Here is a 15,275-nt window from a genome sequence, read left to right on the forward strand (position 1 = left end):
TGCTACGTGGCCTGGATAGACTAGGTGTTATGAGTTTTGGATATGAGCACAGCTCGGAACGTTACGATGCCCGCGGTGGGCGCGACTATCGGGGAGGCCGGGGCCCGCGCGGGGGCCGGGATCGCCAATTCGACCGTCGGGATAGGCGGGGCGGGGCGCCCCGTGAACGGCGCGAATTTGCGCGAGTCGAGGGAGACGACGTCGACCTTATCGACCGCCTCCACGAACTGGACGGACGCAATTACCCTGCCTACAAGTCTGTTATCGGCGATTACGACTACGGCATGTACACGGTGCATATTGATCGGGTGCAATCCGATCCCTACGCACCGCCCTCCGCGCTGCGGGTGACGGCCGATCCGGCGAAGGTAGGGATCCCCGCTGATCTGCTCACCACCCCGGAGCAGCGCCTGGCTGTTGCTGATTTCCTGGCCCGTACTTTTGCGGAGCACGCCCGCCATTCTCGCGATATTTCCATCGCGAAAGTGGGGCAAGAGATTTTGGAGCGCTCGAGCGCTACCGTTCTCGCCAATCATGTGGAGTTGCGTTTCCAATGCCATTTCCCAGCGCAGGGGCGCACGATCCTCGGGCATGCCATGGCCCAAACCGCCGATGAGTACCTTCCCGAGATCATCGAAGCCACGCTCAATTTCTCCTCCGAAGGGGAAGAATTCGCAGCTCACCGGGACGCGTTACGTAAACATGTGGAAACGTATGAGGATTATCTCGCCCTTCAGGACGTGATTCGGGAGCGCGGCTGGATTGGTTTTATTAACGACGGCGCAGTACTGGTGCGCCGGTCGGGTATTTCCGATCTGCCTTTGAGTGATGCCATTGCTTTCTCCAGCCCGGAGAATTTGCGCGAAAGCGTGCAGCTGCCCCATGCCGGTGAGGTGACCGGCATGCCGGTTATTCCGGGTATTACGGTGATCGTTGGCGGGGGCTACCACGGTAAGTCCACGCTGCTCTCCGCGCTGGAGCGCAGTGTTTACCCGCATATTCCCGGGGATGGGCGCGAGCTGGTCGCCATGGATCCCAGCGCGATGAAGGTGCGTGCCGCCGATGGGCGCTGGGTGACCGGTGTGGATGTCTCAGCTTTCATCAATTCCCTGCCCGATGGCACGGATACCACTGATTTTTCCACCGAAAATGCTTCGGGTTCTACTTCGCAGGCCGCCGCAATTGCCGAGTCCATTGAGGCCGGTTCGCGGGTCTTGCTTATTGACGAGGACACCTCGGCCACGAATCTTATGATTCGTGATGAGCGGATGCGGGAGCTGGTGCCGGCAAACCAGGAACCGATTACGCCTTTTGTGGATCGGGTGGCAGGTATGGCGCGCGCCGGTATTTCCACCATTATGGTCATGGGTGGCTCGGGCGATTATTTGGATGCCGCGGATCGGGTGCTCCTCATGGACCACTATGTGTGCCACGATGTCACGGAGCAGGCCCGCGAGGTTGCCGCGGCACACCCGCGGGAGCGCAACGATATTGCTGAGTTTGCGCACCCGGCACCCCGTTACCCCCTCCCCCTCAAGGCCCACGGGGTCAAAGCGAAAACGAAGTCGCGCGGGGTGGATCTTATTTCTCTGGATCGCGCTGATATTGATCTCAGCGATGTGCCCCAAATTGTGGATCCGGGCCAGACCGCCGCAATTGCCTGGGCGATCCGTTCCCTGACCGACCCCACCCGCGCCCTGTGCCTGCGCGGCAAATACACCGTTCCGGAAGGTATTGCGCGCCTGGAGGAGACCATTGCCACGCACGGCCTCGATGCCTTGGGTGCCGGCGAAAAACCGGCCTTCCTGGCCCGGCCGCGCGCGGTGGATATTGCCGCAGCACTCAACCGCTACCGCACCCTCAAGGTGGTGCACGCCCCGGTGGGCGAGCCGCCCGCGGGCGAGCCGGCCGCGGGCGAGCCAGAAACGGACGAGAAGGAGGCGGACGGCGCGGAGGCTGGGGCGGCCGCGCCGTCGGCACCAAGTGCGGGATCCGTACCCAGTGCCCCGTCTGCCCCATCGAGTGACAGCGCCCCGTCGGCGCCCAGCCCGGAGCACGCCGAATAGCCGGAAACCGACCGGAGAATTAGCGGCCCAGCGGAGCGCCCGCTAGTTCTCCGGTCCGACGGTTACGCACGAACGCTGGCCTGCCGCAATGCGGCGGGCCAGCTCGTTTATATCTGCGGCGCGCACGGCGCGGGCCCGGCGCAGGTGTTCCTCATGCGAAATGAGGCTGCCCCGGACCAGCTCCGAGGTGCCGAGCCGGGTCATGGCGGTGCCCACCCGTTCGGCGTCGAACACAATATCGGCGCGCAGGCGCCGGAAGGCGGATTCTGTTTCTTCTTCACTCACGCCGTCGCGGGCGAGGCGATCCAATTCGGTCATCATGAGTTCGCGCACGGTGCCCACATTATGCGGGGCACAGCCGGCCGCCAGGCAGAACATGCCGCCTTCGCGGTAGCTGATCGGGAAGGAATAGGTCGAGTAGGCCAGGGCGCGCCGTTCCCGAATTTCCTGGAAGAGCCGCGAGGAGGTTCCCCCGCCCAGAATCGCATTGAGAGCCAGCAAGGTGGGCAGGTCTTCGCTGGTCAAGCTCAGCCCCGGCATCCCCACGATAACCGCCGCCTGCTCCACTTCTTTCGGAACATGCAGCTCGCGCGCTTCCTGGTAGACGATAGGCGGGGCGATACGGCGCGGGTGGGCGTCGCGCTCCGTGCTCAGGTCCCAGCCCCCGGCGCTCAGCGCACCCACCGCTAGCTCGCATAGCCTGTCGTGATCAACGGCGCCCGCGGCAACCACCACCACTTCATCGGGATGGTAGACCCCGTGGTAGTGCTCGAGGAGTGCCTCGTGCTGGAGGGCCCGCACCGTCTGCGCCGTTCCCCCGACGGGGCGCGCCAGCGGGTGATCCCCGAAGACCAACTGCGGGATTTTTTCCATGGCGGTATCGGTAGCGTCGTCGGCATACATGGCGAGTTCTTCGAGGATAACGCCGCGTTCCACCGCGAAATCTTCGGCGCTGAGGGTCGCGCTGGTGAGCATATCGGCGAGGATATCGATGGCCTGGGGCAGGTCCTCGTCAAAAATATGGCCGTGATAGTGGGTGTATTGCTTCGAGGTGGCCGCGTTGAATCCCCCGCCCAGGTAGTCCGTTTCTCGCGAAATATCGAGGGAACTGCGCCGCTTGGTGCCTTTGAACAGCAGGTGCTCAAGGAAATGGGTGGATCCTTGGGTTTCGGCAACTTCGTCGCGTGACCCGGCGCCCACCCACATGCTGACGTAGGTGGAGTGAATATGGGGCAGGCGGTAGCTGAGGACACGGAGCCCGCCGGGGAGGACGGTGCGGCGTAGGAGTGCGCCGTCGTCGTCAATATTGAGACTGGCGCCCGCGTTAAGCGGAAGGGGCAGTTCGCTATACATCATGGGAATACTTTTCTGGATAGTTACGCAAACTCCCCGAACGTCCGGAAACATTCGGGGAGTTCACTATGCCTTAGCGCCCGTGGGCGCGGGTTTTAGTCTTCGTCCGTGTGGACGGTGCGACGACGCCGCCGCGAACCGCGACTTCCACGCGAACCGCGGCTCGAGCTGGAATCAGCATCGGAGTCGTCTGCCGAGGGCGCGCTGGGCGCCGAGGACTCGCTGCGCCGGCGCGAACGGGAACGCGCACGCGGCTGCCGCGGGGCGCTCTCCTCCGCTTCGCCGTGATCGCCGTTATCGCCCTGATCGGAGCTTTCCGCTTCGGTGTTCGCTTCGCCTTCCGGAACGACCGCTTCCAGGGAGATCTTGCCGCGATCATCGATTTCGCCGATTTCGACCTCGACCTTGTCGCCCACGTTGAGGACATCTTCCACGTTCTCCACGCGCTTGCCACCCACGAGGCGGCGAATCTGGGAGATGTGGAGGAGGCCGTCGCGGCCCGGGGTGAGGGAGATGAACGCACCGAAGGTGGTGGTCTTGACCACGGTGCCCACGTAGCGTTCGCCCACTTCGGGGAGCTGCGGGTTGGCGATGGAATTGACCGTGTCACGAGCGGCTTCCGCGGAGGCGCCGTCGGCAGCGCCAATGAAGACGGTGCCGTCATCCTCGATGGTGATTTCCGCGCCGGTATCTTCCTGGATCTGGTTGATCATCTTGCCCTTGGGGCCGATGACTTCGCCGATCTTATCCACCGGGATCTTCACGGTGAGGATACGGGGGGCGGTGGGCGCCATCTCATCGGGGCCGTCAATGGCCTGGTTCATGAGATCGAGGATGGCCAGGCGGGCGTCACGGGCCTGGGACAGCGCCGCGGAGAGGACTTCCGCGGGGATGCCGTCCAGCTTGGTGTCCAGCTGCAGCGCGGTCACGTAATCGCGAGTGCCGGCCACCTTGAAGTCCATATCGCCCAGGGCGTCTTCCGCACCGAGAATATCGGTGAGGGTCACGTACTTGGTTTCCCCATCAATCTGGGCGGAGATGAGACCCATGGCGATACCGGCAACCGGGGCCTTGAGCGGCACACCCGCGTTGAGCAGGGACATCGTGGAGGCACACACCGAACCCATGGAGGACGAGCCATTCGAGCCCATCGTCTCGGAGACCTGGCGGATCGCGTAGGGGAATTCCTCGCGGCTGGGCAGCTGGGATTCCAGCGCCATTTCGGCCAGGTGCCCGTGCCCGATTTCGCGGCGCTTGGGGCTGCCCACGCGCCCGGTTTCGCCAGTGCAGTAGGGCGGGAAGTTGTAGTGGTGGATGTAGCGCTTGTGGGTAATCGGGGAAAGATTATCCAGCGGCTGCTCCATCTTGAGCATATTGAGGGTGGTCACCCCGAGGATCTGGGTTTCGCCACGCTGGAAGATCGCCGAACCGTGCACGCGCGGCAGCACGCCGGCCTGCGCGGAAATCGAACGAATATCGGTGGGACGGCGCCCGTCCATACGCACGTTTTCGGTGAGGACGTGGCGGCGCATGACTTCCTTGAAGTGGTCATTGACTGCGGCGGCGAGCCCGGGGCCATCTTCTTCCAGGTTGAACTGGGCATCGGCGGGCACCGTCAGCTCGGAAACGATCTGATCGGTGAGGTCATTGAGTGCGGTATCGCGCTCCACCTTGTCCACAATCCCGAGGATGGTGTTGAAACGATCACCAAGAACATTCCCGACGGCCTCGAACTGGGCGTCAGTGTAATTCGGGAAGAAGGGGTAGTCCGCGGTGGGCTTCCCGCATTCGTTGATGAGGCTGAGCTGCGCTTCGCAGAGGGTGCGGATAACGCCCTTGGCAGCTTCCAAGCCCTGGGTAATAACTTCTTCGGTGGGGGCAATGCCACCGGCGGCCACGTTCGCTTCCGTTTGTTCGGGAGCTTGGGCCTCCACCATGGTGATGGCGACGTCGTCCCCAACAATGCGCCCGGCAATGTCCATGGAGAAGGTGGCGCGCGCCATTTCCGACCAGCGCGGGAAGGCGATCCACTGCCCGTCCACGAGGGACACGCGGGTGCCACCGACCGGCCCGGCGAAGGGCAGATCCGTCAGCGAGGTGGACAGCGAGGCGGCGTTGATCGCGAGAACGTCGTAGGCATCATCCGGGTGGATGGAGAGGACGGTTTCCACGATCTGCACTTCGTTACGCATGCCCTTGGTGAAGAGCGGGCGCAGCGGGCGGTCGATGAGGCGGGCGGCCAGAATGGCGTCCGTACCGGGCCGGCCTTCGCGGCGGAAGAAGGAACCGGGAATTTTACCGGCCGCGTAGGAGCGTTCTTCCACGTCCACCGTTAGCGGGAAGAAATCGAAGTGTTCCTTCGGGCTTTTCGAGGCGGTGGTGGCGGAGAAAACGGTGGTTTCCCCGTCCAGGTAGGCCAGGGCGGCGCCGTTGGCCTGCTGGGCCAGCAGCCCGGTTTCGAATCGAATGGTACGTGTTCCAAAGGAGCCGTTATCAACAACGGCTTCCACACTATGAATATTGGGACCCTCCACGGGACCTCCTTTTATTTCGGCCGCGAGGCGGCCATCAGTGGTAATTCACGAAAACGGGCCCTAGCGTTCCCGCCTTCGTCAACCATCACCGAAGACCACGTTCGCGGTACTCCACATGTTAGGGTGCGCAGGCGCACCGCACCCTGTCTATCGTAATGCCCGAGCAAGCAGCTGAGCGCCGCGCACAGTTCACTTGCGGCGATGCTGAGCCACTTCTCACGCCTGCGGGCATACGGAAAGCGGCCCGGGATGAAACCCGAGCCGCTTTAAGTACTTATCGACGCAAGCCGAGGCGTGCGATCAGCGACCGGTACCGCTCGATATCTTCCTCAGCGAGGTAGCTGAGAAGGCGGCGGCGCTGGCCGATAAGAAGCATGAGACCACGACGCGAATGGTGGTCGTGGATGTGCGAGCGGAAGTGCTCCGTCAGCTGCGAAATACGAGCCGAGAGCAAGGCCACCTGCACTTCGGGGGAACCGGTATCGCCCTCGTGCGTGGCGTATTCGGCAATGATCTTCTGCTTTTCTTCAGGCTTGAGGGCCATGCGATTCTCCTTAGTTTCCGTTGCACGGAGCTCCGGGGCATGTTCTCCCAGGCATGACGCTACCGTGGCCGATGTAAACGGCCTGAAAATTCTAGCACACGGCGACGACGCCCCGCACTGGCGTATCCGCCAGTGCGGGTGTGGCCTTCCCCGCTTTCCCTTTGCCGGTCGGTGGTGGTGACCGGACGGTGGGGCCTGACGGGGCGCTACGAGCGGTCCACGAAGCCGCTCAGCACCATATTGACGAGGGAGACAACAATCCCACCGAAGAGCGCCGCCCAGAAGCTGCCCACCTCCAGGTGCACCGCCAAGCCCTGGGAAGCCCAAGCGGTGAGCGAGATCATCGCCGCGTTAATCACCAGGGAGAAAAGCCCGAGGGTGAGGATATAGAGCGGGAAGGACAGGAACTTCAAGATCGGCCGAATGACAGCGTTGAGAATAGCGAGAATGAGGCCGGCTACCACGAACCATCCGATGAGACGGAGCGTATCGGGGGCCTCCCCCACCATTGCCAGACCGGGAATCAGGAGCGTGGCCACCCACAGCGCAACAGCATTGATGGCGACGCGAAGAGCGAATGTACTCATGCACCTACCCTAGCGAATGCGGCCGGCCGTTTGCTGACGGTGCTGACGGTGCTGACGGTGCAGGCGGCGCTAGGCTTGCACGGCGCCGGGTGGCACGCGGCCGGCGGGCGGAACACCCAGGCGATCCGCTGTTTCTAAAACGTCAAGGTCGATGCGGGCCAGCAATTCATCAACCGAACCAAATGTGAGCATGGGGCGGATGCGGGAGACGAAATCGATACTGATGGGCTCCCCGTAGAGGTTGAGGTCGCTACGCCCGAGCACGTGGGCTTCCACGGTGCGTTCCTGGCCATCGAATTGGGGATTGGTGCCCACGGAGATGGCGGCCGGGAGGTATTCTTCAGCGCTGCCGCCTGGCACGCGGCGCACCAGCCACCCGGCGTAGACGCCGTCAGCTGGCACTTCACCCAGGTCATCCCCGCTGAGATTGGCGGTGGGGAATCCCAATTCGCGCCCGCGGCGCGCCCCGTGTACCACGGTGCCGTGGATACGGTGCGGGCGCCCCAGGATCTGCGCGGCGTGATCAACGTTGCCGGTGGCGAGCGCGGCGCGCACCCGGGTGGAGGACCACCGTTTCCCCGCCGCATCGCATCGCTCACCTACGATTTCCACGCCGAAGCCCAGCTCCGTGCTGAGGGAGCGTAGCACCGCCTCATCCCCCGTATTCCCCGCCCCGAAGCGGGCATCATGCCCGACCACCACGAAGCCGGCCCGGAGTTGGCCCACCAGCTGGTCCCGTACAAATTCTGCGGCGGTGGCGCGGGCGTAGGCGGCGTCGTAATGCTGAAGGTAAAGCGCATCTACTCCCAGCGTTTCAATGCGGTTGATACGATCTTGCAGGCTCATAACGAGGCGAATATGGGCCTCGGGGCGGTGGACGGTGGCCGGATGGGGATCAAACGTGAGAACAATAACGGGCCAGCCGAGCTCCCGGCCAATATCAACGGCGCGGGTGAGCACGGCGCGGTGCCCTCGGTGGACGCCGTCGTACACCCCGAAGGTCACGACGCTCCGGTCAAAATCCGGCGAAATATCTGAAGGAGATGTCCAAATCTGCACGTTCTCCAGGGTAGCTTATTCGCCTCGTTATCCCACCCGCGCAAAAACCAGAATTTTTTGCGCACCCGGGCTTGACATTTTTACGCCACGGCGCGGGGCCTTCCGCGCCCCGTATGCCCCAAAATCACGGTGATTTTCCAGATAAACTGGTGTGCGAAGAAAGCGTGCGCAGCGTCGGGCAGCCAGGTTACGGTGCCCCGGGCCTGCGCGCAGAACAGCTGTGGCGATGGGAGGCACCAATGGCACGATTTGTGAGCGCCGGTGAAGCGCTTGTGGACATTATTATCCGTGAGGGAGAAAGCGGACCCGGCACCGAGGTCGTGGGCGGCTCACTTCTCAATGTGGCATCCGGCGTCGCCCGGCTCGGCCAGCACGTGGAGCTCGCCACCTGGTTCGGGCGTGATGAGCGCGGGGAGCGGATCGCCGCGCAGGCCGCCGCCATGGGTGTGGAGATCGTCCCCGGATCCGACGGTGCCAGCCGCACCACTACCGCGAGCGCCTTCCTCGACGCGGAGGGCCGGGCGCGTTATGAATTCGACGTCGAATCGGACTTCCCCGAGATCCCGGACCCGGATACGGTGGGCCACCTGCACTGCGGCTCGTACTCTGCGGTGGTGGGTGCCTCGAGCAAGAAGATTTTACGCGCCGTCAAGCGCCAGGCACTGACCGGCACGGTCTCTTACGATCCTAATGCCCGCCCGGATCTGATGGGTTCTCCGGAAAAGGTGCGGGAGAGCATTGAGGAACTGGTGGCGCTGTGCGATGTGGTCAAGGCCTCTGATGAGGACCTTGAGTGGCTCTACCCGGGTGAGCCGGTGGAGCGGATTATGCGCCGGTGGGTTACCTCCGGGCCGGGCATGGTGGTGGTTACCCGCGGGCCGTGGGGTGCTTATGTCAAGCTGGCCGGGGAGCGCGATATGCTCGTCGTCGATCCGCTCAATGTGGAGCTGGGCGACACGGTGGGCGCCGGTGATTCCTTCATGGCCGGAATGCTGGCCGGGCTCCTAGAAGCCGGGCTCCTCGGATCGGTGGAAGCCAAGCAGCGCCTGCGCGCCGCCCACTTCTCCGACGTGCGCCCCGCCCTGCACCAGGCGGTTATTACGGCGGGGCTGACCGTCAGCCACGACGGTGCCTACTCCCCCACTCCCGCGGAGGTTGATACCGTCCGCACCGGCGATCCGGCGTTGCGCTAAATATTATTTTGGAAGGAAAATAAATGACACTCCCCTTCGTTGTTGGGGCTTATGCATCGCTCCCCGAGCCCGCGTTGCAACCTGACTACTATCGCCTGCTGGCGGAGCAGGAATGGGTCTCCGGAATCGAGATTCCTTTCCCGGGAGTCCTCGCCGGCGAGCCTAAGGCCATCGCGGACGTCATCGCCCCGCATTGGACGCCTAACACAATTACCGCGATTCCTGGCACCATGCAAAACGTCGGGAAAAACCCGGCTTTCGGACTGGCTTCCCCCGATGAGGAGGGCCGCGCGGCCGCTCTCGCTTTCACCCGTGAGATTCGCGACGCCGTCGCTTCCCTCGCCCAGCTTAGCGGCCGCCCCGTCATCACGAAGGTGCAGCTCCATTCGGCCCCCACCAAGCAGGCCGACGGCGCAGCTTTCCGCGCCTCCCTCGCCGAACTATCGGAGTGGGATTGGTCCGGGGCAGTTCCCGTGATCGAGCATTGTGACCGCTATATCGAAGGTCAGGCTCCGGAAAAGGGCTTCCTTCCCCTCGAGGAAGAAATCGCCCTCTGCCAGGAGCTGGGCCTGGGTATCCACATTAACTGGGGCCGCTCCGCACTCGAGGAACGCAGCGCGGATACTGCTTTCGCGCATATCGAGGCATGCGCGCAGGCGGGTGTGCTCGCTGGCCTTATGTTCTCCGGGGCAGGCCCGGCAGAAACCCAGTACGGCTATGCCTGGATCGATGGGCATCTCCCCTCGCGGGCCGATGAGCCGACGTCGATTATGACGGCGGAAGAAATCACCCGCTGCGCCACGGACGCTCGCAAGGGCGGGGCACAGTACCTGGGTGCCAAGATCTGCGTGCCGGCCAATGCTTCCCTGCCCGAGCGCGTGGCCATGCTCGAGCATATCCACCGTGCCGCGGTAGCGAACTAACCGCACATTATCGCTAGCGCGTGCATCACCCCGCGCCGTCACCCGAGAGGTGACGGCGCGGGGATTTTTATGCACCTATGTGCCTACGTATCAATGTATTTATGCGCCGGGCGGGAAGACGGTGGCCGGCCGGAAGCTATCCCCGTGCCGGCGCGCCACCGCAACAAGCTCATCACCGTGCAGCAGGGCGACGGTACCAACTTCGCTTTCCGCGCCGGATACTTGTCCCGGCGTGGTTCCCGTAGCGCGTGAATCTGTCTGCGCCGTTCCAGCGACATGTGCATCTCCCGAGACCGTTCCTGCGGCGGGGGCCACTGCTCTCCCCAGTGCCTCAAGAAACTGGCCGTGGCGCGCGGATTCGGCTTCAGCTGCCGCAATCTGCACCGTCGGGAGTGCACGGGCCGCCACCTGCGCCAGTGGGATAACGGGGGGCTGCGCCCCGCCCTGCACCAGTGGCGTCAGTTCCGCTATGCTCACCGCTTCGTCTTGCCGGAAACCGCCCACGCGGGTACGCCGCAACGCGCTCATGAGGGCTGCGCTTCCCAACGCTATCCCGGTATCACGGGCAATGGCACGCACGTAGGTACCCGAGGAGCAGCTCACCTCCACATCAACATCCGCAACCGGCACAGATCCTGCTTGAGTTTCTACCGGCTCCGCCCCTTCGAATTGCGCCGCACTATCCGTCAGAGCCGGACCTTCCAGCGCCGCCGTGCCGCTGACCGGCGCCTGGCGCCAGCGGAGCTCCCCGCTCCGTTCCAGGCGGGCAATATGGATCGGTACCGCTTCGAGCACCACCTCCTGCCCGGCCCGGGCCAGATCATAGGCACGCTGCCCGGCGATCTTCTTGGCCGAATACGCCGAGGGCACCTGCGAGATATCACCCTGGAGGGAGGAGAGGGCAGCGTCGAGCTGCGCCGTCGTACCGGAAAAACCTGGGGCGGATGTGACAGTACCGGTGCAATCCTCCGTATCGGAGCCGATGCCGAGCGTGAACGTGGCCCGGTAATCTTTATCAGCCCCGCTCAGGTAGGTGAGGAGCCGAGTACCGGCGCCGATACCCACCACGAGCACCCCGGTGGCAATCGGGTCGAGCGTACCGGCGTGCCCCACTTTACGGGTGCCACATAGACGGCGCAGCGCGGCAACGACGTCGTGGGAGGTCACCCCGGCGGGTTTATCAATAACCAGGACGCCGCTTGGCGCCGGATGCTGCGCGCGGGGCAGATCAGGCCAGGGATTCTGGCGCATCGGTTTCATGGGATGCCTCAGGCGCTAACGGTGCCGCGGTACCCGACGGCGCGACGGGGCCCGACGGTGCGGCGGGAGTAAACGGTGCGACGGGGCCCGACGGCGCAACGGGGCCTGACGGTGCGGCGGCGCCGTCGCCTTCCGTTACTTCACGGGGCTTGCGGTAAGGATCAGCCTCCCCCGCGTATTCCTTCCCCTCCGCGTTGCGCGCCAGTTCGGCGTCACGGTGCAGGGCCGCGGCCAGCACGTCCTCAAAAATGCGGGCCCCTTCGGGTAGTTCGTCGGCCACGAATTCCAGGGTCGGGGTGAGCCGCAAGCCGAGCTGGCGCCCCACTTCCGAGCGCAGCGCACCCTTGGCTGCCTCCAGCCCGCGGGCGGCATCTTTCACCTGATGCTCATGCCCGATCGCGGTGAAGAATACGGTGGCGTGCTGGAGGTCGCCGGTCACGCGGGTATCGGTGATGGTCACCATATTCAGCCGCGGGTCTTTCATACGGGTGTTAATGGTTTGCGCCACGATCTGCTGGATACGTTTCGCCACCCGTTCCGCACGGGGATTAGCCATCTTCGTCTCCTTTATTGCTGGTGGATATGCTGCGGCCCGCCAGCGCCAGTGGCGAGCCGGCGGGCCGCAACGTTCCTCAGGACAGCCCCTTAGCTACGGGCCTTCTCCTGCATCTCGAAGGTTTCAATAATGTCGCCTTCGTGAATATCGCGATAGCCGAGCGTAATGCCGCATTCGTAGCCTTCGCGCACTTCGGTAACATCGTCCTTTTCGCGGCGCAGCGAGACAATTTCGAGCTCGGGTTGCACCACGACGCCGTCGCGTACCAACCGTGCCTTCGCCCCGCGCTTGATCGCACCGGTGCGGACAATGGAGCCGGCAATGGTGCCGGCCTTGCCCGAGCGGAAGAGCTGGCGCACTTCGGCGCTGCCCAGCTGAACTTCCTCGAGGACGGGCTTGAGCATGCCCTTGAGGGCCGCTTCCACTTCCTCGATGGCCTGGTAGATGACCGAGTAGAACTTCATCTCCACGCCTTCGCGTTCGGCCATATCGGCCACGCGTTCGGCGGGGCGCACGTTGAAGCCGATAATGACGGCGTTATCAACGGTTGCGAGATTGACGTCGTTCTGGGTGATGGCGCCCACGCCACGGTGGATGATCTGCAGCGCAACTTCGTCGTCGACCTCAATATCGAGGAGCGAGGATTCCAGCGCTTCCACGGCACCGGAAGAATCGCCCTTGATAATAAGGTTGAGCGTTTCGACGCTGCCTTCCTTGAGGACATCCCCGAGGTTCTCCAGCGACACACGCTTGCGACGCCGCGCCAGGGAAGCCGCCCGCTGTGCCGATTCGCGCTGTTCGGCAATCTGACGTGCGGTGCGTTCGTCGTCTGCCACGAGGAAAGCATCCCCGGCGGAGGGCACCGCATCCAACCCGAGCACCTGGACCGGCATGGAGGGGCCGGCTTCCTTAACCGGGTTGCCGCTGGCATCGAACATGGCGCGCACGCGCCCGTGGGCAATACCCACCACGATGGGATCGGAGATCCGCAGCGTACCGGTTTGTACCAGGGCGGTAATCACCGAGCCGCGGCCCTGATCAAGCTTCGCTTCGATGGCAACACCGCGCGCGGTGCGATCCGGATTGGCCTTGAGTTCCAGTTCAGCATCCGCCACGTAGAGGATGGCTTCGAGTAGATCGTCGATGCCGATACGCTGCTTGGCCGACACGTCGAGGAACATGGTGTCCCCGCCGTATTCTTCGGCGATGAGGCCGTATTCGGTCAGCTGGCTGCGCACCTTCTGCGGGTTGGCGCCTTCCACGTCGATCTTGTTGACCGCGACGATGATCTTCACACCCGCGGATTGCGCGTGGTTGATCGCTTCCACCGTCTGGGGCATCACGCCGTCGTCCGCAGCGACCACGAGGATCGCAATGTCGGTAATATCCGCACCGCGGGCACGCATCTGAGTGAAGGCTTCGTGACCGGGGGTATCGATGAATGTGATCGCCCGGGTTTCGCCTTCGTATTCGATATCGGTCTGGAAAGCACCGATGGCCTGGGTAATACCGCCCGATTCGGTACCTTCCACCCGCGAATGGCGGAACGCATCGAGGAGCTTGGTTTTACCGTGGTCCACGTGGCCCATAACGGTAACAACCGGGGGACGCGGCTTGAGGTTCTCTTCGTCTTCCAGGAGTTCTTCTTCTTCGAGGTTAATATCGAAGCTCTCCAGGATTTCGCGATCCTCATCTTCGGCGGAGAGAACTTCCACCTCGTAGCCGAGCTCGGCGCCCAGCAGCTTGAAAGTATCTTCGTCCAGCGACTGGTTCATCGTGGCCATTTCACCCATGCGGAAGAGCACGGTGATGAGGGCCGCCGAGGACGCACCGATACGTTCGGCGAAGTCCGCAAGCGAAGCACCCTGGCGCAGGCGCACCACGGTGGAGCCATCCCCGCGGGGAACCTGGACACCGGAGAGCATCGGCGAGGACTGTGCTTCGTATTCTTCGCGCCGGGTCCGCTTGGATTTGCGACCCCCGCCGCCTCCACGGCGCCCGAAAGCACCGGCGGTGGAGCCGCCACGCGCACGCCCACCACTGCGGGTGAAGCCGCCCGTGGGCCGGCCTTGCCCGCCACGGTTCTGACCGCCGCCCGCCGGACCGCGCCCGCGGCCACCGCCGCGACCGCCCCGCCCGGAGGACGGAGCACCGGCCATCTGGTTAGGCATCATCGCCGGCGAGGGACGTGAACCACCGTGCCCGCGCCCGCCACCGGAGCGCTGCCCGCCGCCGTGATTGTTCTGATGCGCGCCTTGATGCGCACCGGGGCGGGGAGTACCCGTATTCTTGCGCCCGCCACCCGGGCGGGGCATGCCCTGCGAGGTGGCATACGGATTATTGCCGGGCCGCGGACCGCGCCCGCCACCCGGACGGGGCATGCCCTGCGAGGTGGCGTAGGGGTTATTGCCGGGGCGCGGGGTGCGCTGATCGGCTTCGGCGCGCGCGGCCTTGGCGGATTTCACCGCGCCGCGCGGGGTAGGAATATTGGAACGGCCGGCGTGCCCCGTTTCCTGGGGCTTAGAGCCGCCGTGCGAGGCAGCGGAGCCCTGGGCGGAACTCGCCTCCCCGGATTTGCCGGACGGTGCGGGAGCGCCGGGCTTGGGAGCCGGTTTCGGCGTGGCCTGCTGCGAGCCGGGCTTGCCGGGCTTCGGGGCTGCCCCGCCGTGCGCACCAGCTGCGGCACCGGGCTTCGGTGCAGCGGTGCCGGTGGCCGTTCCGGCGTTAGGTCCGGCGCTGCCTGCCACCGCGGCCGGGGTGGGCGCCGCGGCACTATCCGCATGCTGCTTGGCCGGGGCCGGCTTCGGGCCGGGCTTGGGTGCACCGGTGCCAGCGGTACCGGCGGCATCGGATTTCGCGGCGGCTTTCGCCTGCGCCGTCACATCGACAATTGAGGCCGAACCGGCGGGCATATCCACCGCATCGGGGGCCACAGGATGCTTACGAACCGGCTTGCGTGGGGCCGGCTTGCCGCTCCCCTTAGATTCAACCAATTCGGGGTGCGCTTCAAAGTATTCACGTGCTTTACGCACAACAGGTGCCTCAATGGTGGACGAGGCAGATTTGACGAATTCGCCATTCTCCTTGAGCGTGGCCAGCAGCTTCTTGCTGGTCACCCCCAGTTCCTTGGCGAGTTCATGGACGCGGACTTTTGCCACAGTTCTCCTTCGTTGGGCCCGGCAAAAGTGCGCGCGGACCCG

General features: G+C 64.3%; 11 protein-coding genes. 3 read left to right on the plus strand and 8 right to left on the minus strand.

All coding sequences use genetic code 11. From position 1 onward, the window contains the following. Window positions 1-29: 29 nt before the first annotated feature. Complete coding sequence (locus ACRQHG_RS02630) at window positions 30-2,066, plus strand: P-loop domain-containing protein (protein ID WP_435719412.1); 2,037 nt, start codon at window positions 30-32, stop codon at window positions 2,064-2,066. A gap of 42 nt (window positions 2,067-2,108) precedes the next feature. On the opposite strand, the gene ACRQHG_RS02635 is transcribed toward ACRQHG_RS02630, so the two are convergent. The 5 genes from ACRQHG_RS02635 to ACRQHG_RS02655 form a co-directional block, all read right to left on the minus strand. Next, window positions 2,109-3,422, minus strand: a complete 1,314-nt coding sequence (locus tag ACRQHG_RS02635) for a M16 family metallopeptidase (RefSeq protein WP_435719413.1) — start codon at window positions 3,420-3,422, stop codon at window positions 2,109-2,111. 92 nt (window positions 3,423-3,514) lie between these two features. After that, entirely contained in the window at window positions 3,515-5,953 is a 2,439-nt protein-coding gene (locus ACRQHG_RS02640; RefSeq protein ID WP_435719414.1) for a polyribonucleotide nucleotidyltransferase, read from the minus strand. A 274-nt stretch (window positions 5,954-6,227) separates the two neighbouring features. Next, window positions 6,228-6,497 carry a 30S ribosomal protein S15 gene (gene rpsO, locus ACRQHG_RS02645; RefSeq protein ID WP_016442511.1) on the minus strand — a complete coding sequence of 90 codons (270 nt, stop codon included), beginning with the start codon at window positions 6,495-6,497 and terminating at the stop codon, window positions 6,228-6,230. 206 nt (window positions 6,498-6,703) lie between these two features. Then, window positions 6,704-7,084: a phage holin family protein gene (locus ACRQHG_RS02650; RefSeq protein ID WP_435719415.1), complete on the minus strand. Its 381-nt coding sequence runs from the start codon at window positions 7,082-7,084 to the stop codon at window positions 6,704-6,706. Window positions 7,085-7,153: 69 nt separating this feature from the next. Further along, on the minus strand, window positions 7,154-8,143 hold the full coding sequence (locus ACRQHG_RS02655) for a bifunctional riboflavin kinase/FAD synthetase (RefSeq protein ID WP_435719416.1): 990 nt from the start codon (window positions 8,141-8,143) through the stop codon (window positions 7,154-7,156). Window positions 8,144-8,382: 239 nt separating this feature from the next. Here ACRQHG_RS02655 and ACRQHG_RS02660 point away from each other — a divergent pair, with 239 nt between their 5' ends. After that, entirely contained in the window at window positions 8,383-9,336 is a 954-nt protein-coding gene (locus ACRQHG_RS02660; RefSeq protein WP_026428554.1) for a PfkB family carbohydrate kinase, read from the plus strand. A gap of 23 nt (window positions 9,337-9,359) precedes the next feature. After that, a complete protein-coding gene (locus ACRQHG_RS02665; protein ID WP_435719417.1) occupies window positions 9,360-10,259 on the plus strand; it encodes a DUF4862 family protein in 900 nt (299 codons plus the stop codon). Between the two features lie 99 nt (window positions 10,260-10,358). Here the strand turns inward: ACRQHG_RS02665 and truB are convergent, their stop codons facing one another. The 3 genes from truB to infB form a co-directional block, all read right to left on the minus strand. After that, on the minus strand, window positions 10,359-11,519 hold the full coding sequence (truB, locus tag ACRQHG_RS02670) for a tRNA pseudouridine(55) synthase TruB (RefSeq protein WP_435719418.1): 1,161 nt from the start codon (window positions 11,517-11,519) through the stop codon (window positions 10,359-10,361). After that, window positions 11,488-12,075 carry a 30S ribosome-binding factor RbfA gene (rbfA, locus tag ACRQHG_RS02675; RefSeq protein WP_435719419.1) on the minus strand — a complete coding sequence of 196 codons (588 nt, stop codon included), beginning with the start codon at window positions 12,073-12,075 and terminating at the stop codon, window positions 11,488-11,490. Before rbfA ends, truB begins: the two co-directional genes overlap by 32 nt. 89 nt (window positions 12,076-12,164) lie before the next feature. Continuing rightward, window positions 12,165-15,233: a translation initiation factor IF-2 gene (gene infB / locus ACRQHG_RS02680; RefSeq protein WP_435719420.1), complete on the minus strand. Its 3,069-nt coding sequence runs from the start codon at window positions 15,231-15,233 to the stop codon at window positions 12,165-12,167. Window positions 15,234-15,275 lie beyond the last annotated feature (42 nt).

Source organism: Actinotignum vesiculae, from assembly GCF_051267215.1.
In the GTDB taxonomy this organism is placed as follows: Bacteria; Actinomycetota; Actinomycetes; order Actinomycetales; family Actinomycetaceae; genus Actinotignum; species Actinotignum schaalii.

Bases quoted from the DNA above. Each gene is read 5' to 3' on its own strand.
- ACRQHG_RS02630 (WP_435719412.1), top strand. From the start codon at position 30: ATGAGTTTTGGATATGAGCACAGCTCGGAACGTTACGATGCCCGCGGT.
- ACRQHG_RS02635 (WP_435719413.1), bottom strand. From the start codon at position 3,422: ATGATGTATAGCGAACTGCCCCTTCCGCTTAACGCGGGCGCCAGTCTC.
- rpsO (WP_016442511.1), bottom strand. From the start codon at position 6,497: ATGGCCCTCAAGCCTGAAGAAAAGCAGAAGATCATTGCCGAATACGCC.
- ACRQHG_RS02650 (WP_435719415.1), bottom strand. From the start codon at position 7,084: ATGAGTACATTCGCTCTTCGCGTCGCCATCAATGCTGTTGCGCTGTGG.
- ACRQHG_RS02660 (WP_026428554.1), top strand. From the start codon at position 8,383: ATGGCACGATTTGTGAGCGCCGGTGAAGCGCTTGTGGACATTATTATC.
- ACRQHG_RS02665 (WP_435719417.1), top strand. From the start codon at position 9,360: ATGACACTCCCCTTCGTTGTTGGGGCTTATGCATCGCTCCCCGAGCCC.
- truB (WP_435719418.1), bottom strand. From the start codon at position 11,519: ATGAAACCGATGCGCCAGAATCCCTGGCCTGATCTGCCCCGCGCGCAG.
- rbfA (WP_435719419.1), bottom strand. From the start codon at position 12,075: ATGGCTAATCCCCGTGCGGAACGGGTGGCGAAACGTATCCAGCAGATC.